Genomic DNA, 13,889 nt, shown 5'->3' with positions numbered 1-13,889 from the left:
TCGTCCCCGCCTTAAGCTCTCTTGCGCATCCGAAACAAATCGGGCAGCCGGATGCCGCCGGCCCGCGCGCCCGCTTCCACGCTGGTCCGGCCCGTCACCTGCATGCCAACCGAGCGGAAGGTTTCATTGACCTTGTGGCCGGCGGACACTTCGGCCACCATCTGCCCATTGTTGGCGGCGGTCCCGAACAGCGCCGGTTCGAACCCGATCTGGGCGGCAAGCCGACATTCGATCGAAGCGGCAAATTCGGGCGCCGGGATCTCCGGCCGCTTGGCGATGCCGGTCTTGTTGACGACGACGATGGGATCGCTTTCGCTCGGCCGCATTGCCTTGACCGCGTCGGCTATGGATTTGGCGTTGCGCAGATTGGCGAGGTCTGGTTCGGCGACGATCACCACCTCATCGACAGCGGCCAGCGTATGGCGAACCCATCCCGTCCACAGATGCGGGATATCGAGAACCACCACAGGAACATGCTTCTGGCTCAGCTCGATGATCTGCTCGAAGCTGCGTTCGCCCAGATCATAGGTCCGATCGAGCGTCGCGGGCGCCGCGAGCAGGGAAATGTGATTGGCCGCCTTGCTCATCAGCCGGTCGAGCATCACGGCGTCCATCTTGTCCTGGGCGAACACGGCGTCGGCGACGCCCTGGGGCGGGTCCTGGTTGAAATCGAGCCCGGCGGTGCCGAACGGCAGGTCGAGATCGACGACCAGCACGTCCTGGCGGATCGAATGGGCGATGGCCCAGGCCACATTGTGCGCGATGGTCGACGCCCCCGCTCCACCCTTGGCCGAAATAAAGCCGATGGACCGCCCGATGGGCGCCGCGTTGTCGGAGGCGAACAGATCGGTGATGGCGTTGATGATCGTGCCGCTGTTGGCGGGCATCACCAGATATTCGGACACCCCGGCCCTGATCAGGCTGCGATAGAGCATCACGTCGTTGACATGGCCGATGACGATGACGCGGGTCGAGGCGTCGCACACCTCGGCCAGCTTGGCCAGCGCCGCCTCGATCCGGTCGGCCGGCAGCGTCGTTTCGACGATGATGAGGTTGGGCGTGGGGTTGGTGCGATAGGTCTCTACCGCGCCCTCGAGCCCGCCATTATGGGTGGTCAGCGCCACCTTGGACATGCGCCGGTCCTGCGTCGTGTCCTCGATGATCTGGGCGGTCTGGGAGTGCTCGCAGAATGCCTGGATGGTGATGCGCGGGATCAGCCGTGCCCCCGAAACCGTTTCGGTCGGGGTTTCGGGCGATTTCGGGCGATCTTCGGTTTCGATAAAATTCATCATTCTCACCTGCTGCGCTCCGGCATGCGGAGCACTGATCAATCGAGCACGAAGCCCACCGAGCCGCGGAACTGCCCGCCATGACCGCCGCCGCCAACCCCATAGAGGTTTTCCATGCGCCCCAGGAAAACCGCTTCGGCGTCCGAGGAGGGCTGGTGGAAATCGAGCGGGGTCGCCACCGGCATGTTGGAGGGCTGGGCGATCATCGGGGTCACCAGAATGACCAGTTCGGTCTGTTCGGAGACGAAATCATAGGACCTGAACAGCGCGCCGAGGATCGGGATATTGCCCAGCCCCGGCAATTGGTTGATCTGGCGCCGCGTCCGCTCGTCGATGAGCCCGGCAATGGCCAGCGTCTGGTGCGCGCCCAGTTCGACCGACGTGCTGGCCTGGCGCGTGTTGAGCGCTCCGGTGATCGTATCGGCGAGTTCGGACACTTCTGTATCGATGGTGAGCCCGATCAGTCCGTTTGATCGCACGGTCGGGGTGAAATCGAGCCGGATACCGTATTCCTTGAACATCACCTGCTGATCGTCGCCCGTTCCGGTATAGATCGGGAATTCCCCGCCCACATGGAACTGGGCCGATTGCCCCGACATGGCCGTCAGCACCGGCTCGGCCAGCAGCCGCAGCGCATCGCGCGATTGCAGGGCATTGAGGCTGGCGTTGAGCTGGAAGCTGCCTTGCGCGAATTCGGCGCCATAATTCCCGGTGGGATTGGCGACCGGAGGGCTCGAGCCAAGCGACAAATCGAGCGAACCGACCGACAGCCTGCCCGAGAGATTGATCCCCAGTGCCAGGGCCGCATCGCGCTTGACTTCGGCGACGGTGACCTTGAGCGCCACCTGCTGGCCGCCACCCACATTGATGACGCTGGTGACGTTGGCTTCCCCGCCCACATATTGCGCGGCGATCGCTATGGCCTTTTCCATGTCGTCGCCCGACTGCACGTCGCCCGAAAGGATCACCGAACTGGCGAAGGACTGCACCTGAACGCGCGAGCCCGGCAGCAGCCGGTTGATGATTGCGGCAAGGCCCGAGGAATCCTGGGCCACCGAGATTTCGATCACCGCGATGCCGGCGCCCGAAGGGTCGAGAAAGAAGATATTGGTTTCCCCCGCCGCCATGCCCTGGATCACCGCGCGGGTCTTGGTGCGCATGATGGCGTTGGCGACGCTGGGCTGGGAGATGATCACCTCGCCCGCTTCGACGGGAAGGTCGACGATGATCGATTTGTTGACCCCGATCTCCACATATTGGGTGCGCCCGATCTCGCCCTGGGCGATGCGCAGATGCGGCGATGTGGCCGCAAGCGCGGGCGCTGCGAGCGCGAGAACCGCCAGCGCGGTCCCCAGCACAACGGCCAGCAGATCCAATCGGGCGGCGCGGGCAAGTTTCGAAGCGAGAGACATCTATCTGACCTCGATGACGGGCGACGACGGGGAGACCGGCGTCGCCGGAGCGGCGGGATTTTCCAATGCAGAAACCGAAGTGCCCGGAATCGGGGCGCTGCGCGGTGTGTTCGAGGTCACCGACTGGGCCTGGCCGTAGCGGATCAGCCGCACGGTCTGGCTCGCCCCCTGGCCGGGATCGGCGGTTTCTGCGAAATCGACGACCGAGCGGAGCACCAGCGCCAGCCGGCCCGAAGCCCCGGCATGGAGAATGGTTTCCGATTGGGCGGGTGTCAGCTCCAGCGTGGCGATCTCGGCAGATTCAAAGACCTGCGAGGAAGGGTTGGCCGGATCGGCGCCCCCACCGGTCGCCCCGATCTCGCCAAGCCGCGTGCCGATGGCGAGGACGCGAATGTTGGAGAGGATAGTTTGTGAATAATCGCCGCCCGAGCGGATCAGCACCACATCGACCCTGTCGTTGGGAACGATATAGCCGCCCGAGGCGGAATCGGGAGTGACCGAAACCGAAACGGCCCGCATGCCCTGCCCGATCACCGCCGACAGATATCCCTGATCGGCATTGACGAGCTTGGCTTCGCGAATTGGTTCTCCGGGAAAAAATTCAAACCGCGCCACGGCGCCCGCCACCTGCTGGGCCGCGTCGGGCACGGTGCCCGCGGTGATATATTCGGAGCGCAGGGCGCCTTCGGGCCAATCCTGCCAGCTCACATCGTCGGAGGTGAGCCGCTGGCCAAGGCCAATGGCGCGGCTGGCGACGAGCACGCGAGCCCTCGGTTCAAGCTCGACCTGCGCCGCCTCGACCGGTTGATCGGTACTCGGAGCGTTACCGCGCGTCGCAAGGAAAGCTGCAAGCCCGCCCGCGACGATCGCGACCACGATAAGCAGAATACGCGCCGGTTTCATCTGTCCCCAAACTCCAACTGGCAGCGCCCCGAAGGGCGTGCGCCCGCGTTGGGGAGGAGACCCGCTACCAGCGATCCCTCAAGCCCCCGCAACACTGTGGCCGCCGGCGACGCAAAAGGCGCATCCCTCGGGCGGCATTGGGCAACTATTGCCGGGAAAGCGTCAAAACTTGGTTAAGCCTTGCTTGTTTCAAAAGGTTAACCAATGGTTTAGAGGGAAAAGCTGAATTGAGTTCTCTCGAAAGCCGGCGCCCTTTGTGACGCCGTACTGGATTCCAGGAATAAATCCCGGAATCCAGCAGCGGTCTTTCCGCTCACGGAAGAGATTCAGAAATCGCGCAACCCGTCGAGCAGGGTCTGCTGCACCGTCGGATTGGTCACCAGCCGCTCATAGGCGAAGGTCTGCGGATAAACCAGCATAGCCGCCAGCGCCAGCGCAATGCCATAAGGCACCCCCGTCTTGGGATGATGCAACCGCACCAGCCAGCTGGCCTTGAGAAGGGGACCGGGCAGCGCGTAGCGGCGCCCGACGAGCAACAGCAGCGTCAACACCCCGCCAAAAACGGCAGCATAGAGCAGATAGGGGAGCAAAAGCTCGAACCCCATCCAGATGGCGATCGCCGCTACCAGCTTGGCATCCCCGCCCCCAATCCAACCCATGGCAAACATGCCAAAAGTCACAGCCAGCACCAACGCCCCAGCCGCAAAATGTATGCCGATAGTGGGGAAGGGCAATCCAGCGACAAAGGCAAGGAGGAGGAAGCTGGCAATCACGAGCACCACCAATCCATTGGAAATGCGCATAGTTAACAAGTCGGAACAGGCCGCGAAGGCCATGAGAAGAGGGAAAATAATAAGAAGAATGGATTGCACTGTCATGGGAAATGCGTGGTTACTATTCCGACCCGATATCCTCAAAATGCTGAGCGATGCCGCCAAACATTCCGTTAACAGGACTATCAAGGTAGGAAACGGCCATTATCACGACGATGGCGAGCAGCGCAGCCATGAGACCGTATTCAATCGCCGTCGCGCCTGATTGGTCATTGAAAAATCGCATCGGCTTACCCCGTCCATCGACGATGTATCGACAATACTAGTGTCCGCGCGTTAACCGCACCTTTATCTCTAGTAGAAAAGGGGACCGTCGGCCCCCTTTTCCGAGTCGAATTGTTGGAAATGCTTACTCGCCGCAGTTCCCCGTAGCCAGACCGCCCTCCGCACCGGCGCCGTCGGTCATTGTCGCGCCAATATTACAGAAAGCCTCTTGGAGAGGCCCACCCAAAAAGCCGACAGCAGCAATGACCACCACAGCCATCAGCGCAGCAATAAGACCATATTCAATTGCAGTGGCGCCGGATTCATCGGCGACGAATTTCTTGAAAAGATTCATGACTAGCTCCTTGTTCGCGCGTCCTCTTGTGACCGCATCGTTCGACGCGTCACACATCGAACATGAGATGGACGCTAAATCGACCCAATTGAAAATAAGTTAATCCAAGCGCTCAAACCGTCCAGCTCCGAACGGATACTTTATATGACTAGCAAATGGTTTATCGATTTCGTAAAAATGAAATTACGACTTAGCGAAGACTTGTTAACCATGAGAAACCGCCTTCCAACTCGTTTGCCAAATGGTAACCATTGCCGACCATGATCGGGTAACCATGTCATTGAGGGCGGAAGTGTTGCCATGCCGGGTCTATTGCGCAGCGCGTCGATCGCTGCAGTCCTTTTCATAGCCGGCCTCCAGCCCGCCGCCTTTGCGCAGGATCAGGAAGCGGTGACCGTAACGGTCAACGCCAACATGGCCCGCATCCTGCGCATCAATGCGCCGGCGGCTACCGTCATCATCGGCAACCCCGCCGTCGCCGACGTTACCATCCAGGATCCCCAGACCCTGATCCTCACCGGCAGGAGCTATGGGCGCACCAATATGATCATCCTCGATGCCAATGGCGATCCCATCGCCGATACCGTGGTCGAGGTCGCCCAGCTCAAATCCGATACCGTCACCATATTTTCCGGCGCCCAGCGCACCTCGGTCGCTTGCGCGCCGAGCTGCCAGCCGGTCATCATGCTGGGCGACGACATGAGCTATACGTCCAACGTCATCGCCTCGAGCACGCTGGTGGACGGCGCGGCCGCCAACTGAGCCCGATTGTGCCTTTCCGGTTAAACGCCGGTTTACCGTGACCGCAACTGGCTGATCGCGCTGGAAAACCCTAACTTTCGGTTAGGGACGATCTGCGTATTGTGCCTCCAAATCGGGGGCAATCGCGATCGATCATGGGCAACCGTGGGACCATCAGCAGCATCGGAAAGCTCGCGCGCCTGTTCAGGCGCAGCGAGCGCGGCGTGACGGCCGTCGAATTCGCCATAGTGGGCCCGGTCTTTTTCGCCATCATCGGCGCCACCATCGAAACGGCACTGACCTTTTTCGCCGGTTATGCGCTGGACTCCGCAGTCATCGACAGCTCGCGTTACATCCGCACCAATCAAACCGCCTATTTCGACAGTCCTTCTACTTACCGCAGCGCCGTTTGCGGCAAGCTCTACGGAATATTCGATTGCGATCAATTGCGCATTCAAGTGCGCGAAATCAGCAATTTCGCCGATTTCTCAATCAACCTGCCGATCGACGAGACAAGCGGTGACTGGCGGATGGGCGTTGACGTCGCCTTGCCGGCCGTTTCGGGCAGCCAGAATTACATGGTCGAGGCCTATTACAAATGGCCGACCATCTTCAACATTCCGGGCCTCAATGCCGGCCAGACGGCGGATGGCAAGCGGCTGCTGGTCGCAACCCACGTGTTTCGCACGGAGCCTTTCGGCGATGCGCCCTGATCTCCCCAAAACCCTCAAGCGCTTCTGGCGCAGCCGCCGCGGCGTTGCCGCCGTGGAATTCGCCCTGCTCGTCCCCATGCTTCTGGTCGCCTATCTGGGCGCCACCGATCTGACGCAAGGGTTGGCCATCGACCGCAAGCTCGGACAGCTCTCGGCCACCGTGGGCGATCTGGTGGCGCGGGAAACGAATATCGATGAAGACAAGGTTCTCGCCTTCTTCGACACCGGCCGGGCCATCATGCGGCCCTTCGAATTCGATCAGACACGTCTCCTCCTCACCGTTGTAAAAGTGGACGGCGGATCAGCCGAAATCACCGCCGTGGCCGAGCACAACTGGCCCACGACGCTGCAAAAGGGCGACAGCTACACCCTGCCCGCCGAAACCATGGCCCTGGCCAATGGCCGCCATGTCGTCATCACCAACGCCGGCTATACTTTCACGCCACTGTTCAGCACCGTCTTCGACGGCTCGATGCAGCTTGCGCAAAGCTCGACCAATGTGCTGCGCAACGACATCGATGACGACGATGATTTCGGGTTCGCCGGCAGCAATCGATCAGCACCCGATGAAGACGTGACGCCAGCGGAGCCAGCCCCGACCGAGGAACCTCCGCTCGCCGAGGCACCTCAGACACCCACTCCCGACCAACCCGATCCCCCAGCGAGCGACAAGAACTGCTGGTGGTTCTTCTGCTGGTAGCGCCCGACCCGCTTGCGCCCGGCCAAGAGGTCTGACAGGACAGGCGGGTCATTTCCAGCGCCGGAGCCTCTCCCATGTCAGAACCTCTCGTCCCCGTCTTCGATCTGGGCGGCGTGTTTGTCGATTGGAACCCCATGCACCTGTTCCGCAAGCTCTTTGCGACCGAGGAGGAAGCACAATGGTTCGGGGACACAATCTGCACCAAGGACTGGAACCTCGAATTCGACGCGGGCGACATCTATGCTGAGGGCGTTGCGAGACTGATCACCCGCTTCCCCCGCTATTGGCGCGAAATCCAGGCCTACGACACCCGCTGGAAGGAAACCATCGGCGGCATCTACCAGGGCACCGTCGATATCCACAACGAGCTGATCGACGCCGATATCCCCACCTTCGCCATCACCAATTTCTCATGGGAGAAATGGGTTTCGGTGCTCGATGAGTGGTCGTTCCTGGAAAAATTCGATGGCGTCGTGGTCTCCGGCCTCGAAAAGCTGGTCAAGCCCGACCCGCGCATCTTCCGCCTGTTCTGCGACCGCTACAGCCTGGCGCCCGAAGCCTGCGTCTTCATCGACGACAATGAGGCCAACGTGGTCTCCGCCCGCGCGATCGGCATGGAGACCATCCATTTCTCCACCCCAGAGGCCCTGCGCGCCGAACTGATCAGCTACGGCCTGCCTCTGGAGAGATAGGGGGCCTAGGCCCACCCCTCATCCGATCCGCCTTCGCCGGCCCACCTTCTCCCTCAAGGGGAGAAGGGGTGATTGTCGCAAGCGCTTGCTACAAGAGCCCCCCTCTCCCCTTGAGGGAGAGGGGCCGGGGGTGAGGGGTTCTCAGCGGTTGCGGGATACAAGAAACCTTGCGTCCTACCGCGTCCCGTACATCCGATCCCCCGCATCTCCCAAACCGGGCACGATATACCCATGCTCATTCAACCGCTCATCGAGGCTGGCGGTAAAGATCGGCACATCGGGGTGCGCTTTTGTGAACCGCTCCACCCCCTCCGGCGCGGCGAGCAAACACAAAAAGCGGATATTGTTGGCGCCGCGCTCCTTGAGCTTTTCCACCGCCGCCACCGCCGAATTGGCCGTCGCCAGCATGGGGTCGACCACGATCACCAGCCGGTCGGCGGCGTCGGACGGCGCCTTGAAGTAATATTCGACGGCTTCGAGCGTGTCGGGATCGCGATAAAGCCCGATATGGGCCACCCGCGCCGAGGGCACCAGATCCAGCATGCCCGACAAAAGCCCCTCGCCGGCCCGCAGGATCGAGGCGAACACCAGCTTCTTGCCCTTGAGCGCCGGAGCGCTCATCGGCCCGACCGGGGTTTCGATATCGATATATTCAACCTCGAGATCGCGCGTCACCTCATAGCAGAGCAGGTGCGCGATCTCGCGCAAGAGGCGCCGGAAACTTGCGGTCGAGGTATCCTTGCAGCGCATGATGGTCAGCTTGTGCTGGATCAGCGGGTGCTCGATGATTGTCAGATTCTGCATGATGTCCGCCCTTTTTATCTTTTGGTTGCCGCCATTACAGCGCGCTCGTCCCATGCGGGCCCGGCGCGATGGCCAGCCAATGGGCGATGGTTTCGCCAATATCGGACAGAACCGGCCGCAAGCCAATGGAGCCCTTTTCGAGCGCACGTGAGAACAAAAGGATCGGCACCTGCTCGCGGGTGTGGTCGCTGCCCCGCCAAGTGGGGTCGTTGCCGTGATCGGCGGTGACGACCAGAAGATCGTCGTCGCGCAATTTGGCGATCAGCTCGGGAAGCCGCCGGTCGAATTTCTCCAGCTCGTTGGCATAACCGCCCGGATCGCGGCGGTGACCGTATTCGGTGTCGAAATCGACGAAATTGGTGAAGACCAGCGCGCCATCGGCGGCCATGTCCATGGCTTCGAGCGTGCGGTCGAACAGCACCATATTGCCCGAGGCCTTGATCTTGTGGGTCACCCCGCGCCCCGCATAGATGTCGGACACCTTGCCGATGGCATAAACCTGCCGGCCGGCAGCCTTGAGCCGGTCGAGCAAGGTATCCTCGGGCGGATCGATGGCGAAATCGCGCCGGTTGCCGGTGCGCCGGAACCCTTCGCCATCCCCACCCACGAAAGGCCGCGCGATGACGCGCCCGATCCGCATGGGCGCGGTGAATTCGAACACGGTCTGGCACAGCTCATAGAGCCGCTCCAACCCGAAATGGGTCTCATGGGCGGCGATCTGGAACACCGAATCCACCGAGGTGTAGAAAATCGGCTTGCCGGTCGAAATCGACTCCTCGCCGAAATCGTCGATCACCTGCGTGCCCGAGGCATGCGTATTGGCGAGCGAACCCTCGATGCCGGCCGCCTCGTAAATCCGTTCGAGCAAGTCCGGGGGGAAAGCCGGCTTCTCATTGGGGAAATACCCCCAGGCGAATGGCACCGGCACGCCGGCGATCTCCCAATGGCCCGAAGGCGTGTCCTTGCCGATCGAAACCTCGCGGCCCACGCCCCAGCGCCCACCCAAGGGCGTGTTCGTCAGTCCCGGCGGAACGGTGCCGGTCGAAAGCTCCGCCGCCGCGCCCAGCCCCAGCCCGTCGAGGTTGGGCAGGTAAAGCGTGCCCGAGCGAACGCCATCGATATCGCCGCGCCCTTCGGCGCAAGCCTCTGCGATATGGCCCAGGGTGTCGGCGCCCTCGTCGCCGAAATCGGCGGCATCGGGGGCACCGCCGATGCCGAAGCTATCGAGCAGACAGAGAATGGCGCGGGGCATCATTGGCCTCCTTGAGGTGGTATATGGTCGTAGATCACCGGGGCCTGGGCCGCCGGTTCGCCGATGAAATAGGCGCGGCGCAACCGCTCCTCGGCCTCTTTGGCGCCCGCTTCGTCGCGGGCATGGATGCGGGCGATCGGCGTTCGGGCATCAACCTCGGTGCCCAGCCCGGCCAGACGGTCGAAGCCGACGTGATAATCGATCTTTTGCGCCGGGTCGATACGCCCGCCGCCCAGCACCACCACCGCCATGCCCACTGCGCGGGTATCGATCTTTTGCACATGCCCCTCGGTCTTGGCATAAACGTCCCGGACGATGGGCGCGGGCTCGGGCTCGTAACGGCTCAGATCGTGCCAGGAGCCCAATGCGCTGGTCATGGCGAAGAATTTTTCCGCCGCCTTGCCGCTGTCGAGCGCCATCCTGGCCCGCAGCAATCCGTCATCGGCGTCCAGTGCCATGCCGCCCAGAACCAGGGCCTGGGCGCAAAGCGCCAGCGTGACCTCCTCGAGCCGGGCATCGCGATGCGCGCCGGTCAAAAAGTCGATGGCGTTTTTGACCTCCAGCCAATTGCCCGCCGCCGACGCCAGCGGCTGGTTCATGTCGGTGATCAGCGCCCCGGTCTTCATTCCCGCACCATTGGCGACCGAGACGAGACTTTCCGCGAGCCCCACGGAATCGGCCAGCGTCTTCATGAAGGCGCCCGAGCCGGTCTTGACGTCGAGGATCAGCGCGTCGAGCCCGGCGGCCAGCTTTTTGGACAGGATCGAGGCGGTAATGAGCGAGATGTTTTCCACCGTCGCCGTCACGTCCCGGATCGCGTAGAGCCGCCGGTCGGCGGGCGCCAGATCGTCGGTCTGCCCGATGATGGCACAACCCACGTCCTTGACCACCCGCCGCAGCGTCTCGATATCGGGATTGGTCATGTAGCCAGGGATGGAATCGAACTTGTCGAGCGTGCCGCCCGTATGTCCCAGCCCCCGTCCCGAGATCATCGGCACATAGGCCCCGCACGCCGCCAGGATCGGGGCGAGCATCAGCGAAACGTTGTCCCCCACCCCGCCCGTCGAATGCTTGTCGATGGCCGGTCCGTCGAGGTCCGACCAATCGAGCACCCGCCCGGTGTCGCGCATGGCGATCGTCAGCGCCACCCGCTCGTCGAGCGACATGTTCTGGAAATAGACGGCCATGGCAAACGCCGCCGCCTGCGCGTCGTTGACAGCGCCCGATGTAAGCCCCGCGATAAAGCCCGCGATATCGTCGGCCGCCAATTGCTCGCCATCGCGTTTCCTGGCGATGACTTCCTGAGGGAGAAGGGTCATGGACGTCAGACTTTGTGCAGCCGCACGGGCGGCTTGGCCGCGCGTTTGACGACACCCTTGGCTTCAAGGTCGAGTTGAACGCATTTGAACCACCAACCGGCCTTTTCGCCACCCGGAAACAGATCCTGCGGCAGGTCCGGTTTGATCGCGGTAATCAGCTCGGATGGCGTCGCGCCCGGCTCCGCTGTCGGAATGTGGCGCATCACCGCCTCTCGGACCGCCGTATATTTGGCTTTATCCACGCGTTGGACGCGACCTGGGGAGGTAAAGTTCTCAACTTCGATTTTCTCGCTCATGCCTCACGCCCCATACGGCACCCACACGTTCTTGACCTGCGTGGCCTTGCCCAGCAGATACGCCCCTTCCATCACCGGATCGGCCCAGTCATAGGCCAGCCCGCGCGTCGTCCAGCTCTGCTTGACGTTGCCCGCCGAGAGGCGCTCGATTTCCGCACCATCCTCGGCCGAACCGGCAAACCAGATGCCGTCCACCCCGTCATGCTCGGCCAGCACCCTGGCCAGCGCCGTAGCCGGACCGGTGACGATGTTGACCACCCCGGCGGGCACGTCCGACGTCTCCAGCACCTGATAGAAATCGGTCATCGCCAGCGGATGGGGTTCGGATGGAACCAGAACCACCGTGTTGCCCATGGCGATCGCCGGAGCCAGCAACGAGACCGCACCCAGCAGCGCGCTTTCGACGGGCGCCGCGATGCCCAGAACCCCGACGGGTTCGACCATCGCCACCGCCATCATCCGGGCGGGCGGATTGTGCACGGCGCCGTCGAATTTGTCGGCCCAGCCGCCGAAGGCGAACAGCCGTTCGATGGACAGTTCGACCTCGCGCCGCGCCACATTGGCCGAAACGCCGGTCATCGACCGGATACGGTCGGCGAACTCGGTCTTCCGGTAGTCGAGGTTTTCGCCCAGATAATAGAGGATCTGGCTGCGATTGTGCGCAGTGGCGCTCGCCCAGCCGAGTGCGGCCCGCGCCGCTTCGACGGCGTTGCGGATATCCTTGCGGTTCCCCTCGCCCACTTCGCCCAGATGCTTGCCGTCGGCGCCCGCGACCGGGGTCGCATACCCGGAATCAGGCCGAGCCTGCTTGCCCCCGATATAGAGCTTGGCGGTCCTGTCGATGCCGTCCGCCTCGCGCGTCTGGGCGGGGTCAGCCAGCTTGAGCACGGGCGCGGCTTTGAGCTTTTTCTCCCAGGCAGGCTTGAGATAGGCGCTCATGCCCTCCTTGCCGCCCTCGCGCCCGAACCCGGATTCGCGATAGCCGCCAAAGCCCACGGCGGCGTCGAACTGATTGGTCGAATTGACCCAGACGACGCCCGCCTTGATTTTCGGCGCGATATCGAGCGCAAGGTTGATATTTTCGGTCCAGATCGAGGCAGCCAGCCCGTAGCGCGTGTTGTTGGCCAGCGCCACCGCCTCTTCGGGTGTGCGAAAGCTCATGGCGACCAACACGGGTCCGAAGATTTCCTCGCTGGCCAGCGTATGGGCCGGCGAAATGCCGGTCACCAGCGTCGGCCGCACATAGCAGCCATCGCCGGGGATTTCGGTATCGGGCGAATAGAATTCCCCACCCTCCAGCCTGCCGGTTTTCAAAAGGTCCAGCACGCGCTCGACCTGCACCGGCGCGACCAGTGCGCCGATATCGACCGATTTATCCAGCGGATCGCCGACCCGCAGGGTCTTCATGCGTGCCTTGATCTTGGCGATGAACTGGTCCTCGATCGATTCCTGAACCAGCAATCTCGACCCGGCGCAGCACACCTGTCCCTGATTGAACCAGATGGCATCGACAAGCCCCTCGACGGCGCTGTCGAGATCGGCGTCATCGAACACCACGAACGGCGATTTGCCGCCCAGTTCGAGGCTCAGCCCCTTGCCCGACCCCGCCGTCGCCCGCCGGATGATCTTGCCCACTTCCGTGGAGCCGGTGAACGCGATCTTGTCGATATCGGGATGGTTGACGATGGCCTCGCCCGTCTCCCCCGCCCCGGTCACGATATTGACCACGCCCTTGGGCAACCCAACCCTCGCGCAGATTTCGGCGAACAGCAGCGCCGTCAACGAGGTGAATTCGGCGGGCTTCAGAACCACCGTATTGCCCGCCGCCAGCGCCGGCGCGATCTTCCAGGACAGCATCAGCAGCGGGAAATTCCACGGAATGATCTGCCCGCACACCCCATAGGGCACATGCTCGGGAAAGCTCTTCCCGATGTGCTGCGTCCACCCTGCATGATGGGTAAAATGCCGCGCGACCAGCGGGATATCGATATCTCGCGTCTCGCGGATCGGCTTGCCATTGTCGAGCGTTTCGAGCACCGCGAACAGCCGGCTTTCCTTCTGGATCTGCCGCGCGATGGCGTAGAGATATTTCGCGCGCTCATAGCCCGAGAGCGCCGACCAGCCCGGAAACGCCGCGCGCGCCGCCTTGACGGCCTTGTCCACGTCACCCTTGGTGCCCTCGGTTACGTCGGCGAGCTTTTCGCCATTGGCCGGTTTGGCCGAAACGAAGGTCTTGCCCGGCTTGGTGAACCCGCCGTCGATGAAGTGCCCGAACTTGCGCCCATGCTTTTCCAGCCAGTCCAGCGCCGGCCCCGCCGCCTCGGGCGCCGGGCCGTATTCGAGGGTCTCGAAAATTTCAGCCACCTTGCTCATGAA

General features: G+C 62.6%; 15 protein-coding genes. 4 read left to right on the top strand and 11 right to left on the bottom strand.

What is annotated here, in order from left to right:
* Positions 1–11: 11 nt before the first annotated feature.
* The 6 genes from V4T21_RS14570 to V4T21_RS14545 all read right to left on the bottom strand — a co-directional run bounded on the left by V4T21_RS14570 (position 12) and on the right by V4T21_RS14545 (position 4,996).
* Positions 12–1,292: a CpaE/TadZ family protein gene (locus V4T21_RS14570; RefSeq protein WP_332718085.1), complete on the bottom strand. Its 1,281-nt coding sequence runs from the start codon at positions 1,290–1,292 to the stop codon at positions 12–14.
* A 35-nt stretch (positions 1,293–1,327) separates the two neighbouring features.
* Positions 1,328–2,701, bottom strand: coding sequence for a type II and III secretion system protein family protein (locus V4T21_RS14565; protein WP_332718083.1), 1,374 nt, complete (start codon positions 2,699–2,701; stop codon positions 1,328–1,330).
* Positions 2,702–3,604 (bottom strand): Flp pilus assembly protein CpaB, encoded by a 903-nt coding sequence (gene cpaB, locus V4T21_RS14560; protein ID WP_332718081.1) that lies wholly within the window; start codon positions 3,602–3,604, stop codon positions 2,702–2,704.
* Positions 3,605–3,930: 326 nt separating this feature from the next.
* The gene (locus V4T21_RS14555; RefSeq protein WP_332718079.1) at positions 3,931–4,482 is read right to left on the bottom strand and encodes an A24 family peptidase; all 552 of its coding nucleotides are present in this window, start codon (positions 4,480–4,482) and stop codon (positions 3,931–3,933) included.
* Between the two features lie 16 nt (positions 4,483–4,498).
* Positions 4,499–4,663, bottom strand: coding sequence for a Flp family type IVb pilin (locus V4T21_RS14550; protein WP_332718077.1), 165 nt, complete (start codon positions 4,661–4,663; stop codon positions 4,499–4,501).
* 123 nt (positions 4,664–4,786) lie between these two features.
* Positions 4,787–4,996: a Flp family type IVb pilin gene (locus V4T21_RS14545; RefSeq protein ID WP_332718075.1), complete on the bottom strand. Its 210-nt coding sequence runs from the start codon at positions 4,994–4,996 to the stop codon at positions 4,787–4,789.
* A 300-nt stretch (positions 4,997–5,296) separates the two neighbouring features.
* Between V4T21_RS14545 and V4T21_RS14540 the strand changes: the two genes are divergently transcribed.
* The 4 genes from V4T21_RS14540 to V4T21_RS14525 all read left to right on the top strand — a co-directional run bounded on the left by V4T21_RS14540 (position 5,297) and on the right by V4T21_RS14525 (position 7,842).
* A complete protein-coding gene (locus V4T21_RS14540; protein WP_332718073.1) occupies positions 5,297–5,758 on the top strand; it encodes a pilus assembly protein N-terminal domain-containing protein in 462 nt (153 codons plus the stop codon).
* 134 nt (positions 5,759–5,892) lie between these two features.
* Positions 5,893–6,450 (top strand): TadE/TadG family type IV pilus assembly protein, encoded by a 558-nt coding sequence (locus V4T21_RS14535; RefSeq protein WP_332718071.1) that lies wholly within the window; start codon positions 5,893–5,895, stop codon positions 6,448–6,450.
* Positions 6,440–7,150, top strand: a complete 711-nt coding sequence (locus tag V4T21_RS14530; RefSeq protein ID WP_332718069.1) for a TadE/TadG family type IV pilus assembly protein — start codon at positions 6,440–6,442, stop codon at positions 7,148–7,150. Before V4T21_RS14535 ends, V4T21_RS14530 begins: the two co-directional genes overlap by 11 nt.
* A 74-nt stretch (positions 7,151–7,224) precedes the next feature.
* Positions 7,225–7,842 carry an HAD family hydrolase gene (locus V4T21_RS14525; protein ID WP_332718067.1) on the top strand — a complete coding sequence of 206 codons (618 nt, stop codon included), beginning with the start codon at positions 7,225–7,227 and terminating at the stop codon, positions 7,840–7,842.
* A 174-nt stretch (positions 7,843–8,016) separates the two neighbouring features.
* Here the strand turns inward: V4T21_RS14525 and upp are convergent, their stop codons facing one another.
* From upp to V4T21_RS14500, 5 genes are read right to left on the bottom strand one after another with little or no spacing between them, the layout of a single operon-like run.
* The gene (upp, locus tag V4T21_RS14520) at positions 8,017–8,646 is read right to left on the bottom strand and encodes a uracil phosphoribosyltransferase (RefSeq protein ID WP_332718065.1); all 630 of its coding nucleotides are present in this window, start codon (positions 8,644–8,646) and stop codon (positions 8,017–8,019) included.
* Between the two features lie 34 nt (positions 8,647–8,680).
* Positions 8,681–9,898: a phosphopentomutase gene (locus V4T21_RS14515; protein ID WP_332718063.1), complete on the bottom strand. Its 1,218-nt coding sequence runs from the start codon at positions 9,896–9,898 to the stop codon at positions 8,681–8,683.
* Complete coding sequence (gene deoA / locus V4T21_RS14510) at positions 9,898–11,217, bottom strand: thymidine phosphorylase (RefSeq protein ID WP_332718061.1); 1,320 nt, start codon at positions 11,215–11,217, stop codon at positions 9,898–9,900. The genes V4T21_RS14515 and deoA overlap by 1 nt, the downstream gene beginning before the upstream one ends.
* Positions 11,218–11,222: 5 nt before the next feature.
* Complete coding sequence (locus V4T21_RS14505) at positions 11,223–11,513, bottom strand: DUF6958 family protein (protein ID WP_332718060.1); 291 nt, start codon at positions 11,511–11,513, stop codon at positions 11,223–11,225.
* Between the two features lie 3 nt (positions 11,514–11,516).
* On the bottom strand, positions 11,517–13,886 hold the full coding sequence (locus V4T21_RS14500) for an aldehyde dehydrogenase family protein (protein WP_332718058.1): 2,370 nt from the start codon (positions 13,884–13,886) through the stop codon (positions 11,517–11,519).
* Between the last annotated feature and the right edge of the window lie 3 nt (positions 13,887–13,889).

The organism is Pelagibacterium mangrovi (genome assembly GCF_036662815.1).
GTDB lineage: Bacteria > Pseudomonadota > Alphaproteobacteria > Rhizobiales > Devosiaceae > Pelagibacterium > Pelagibacterium mangrovi.
The sequence above is the reverse complement of the archived record's forward strand: the minus strand, read 5'-3'. Positions and strand labels throughout refer to the sequence as shown.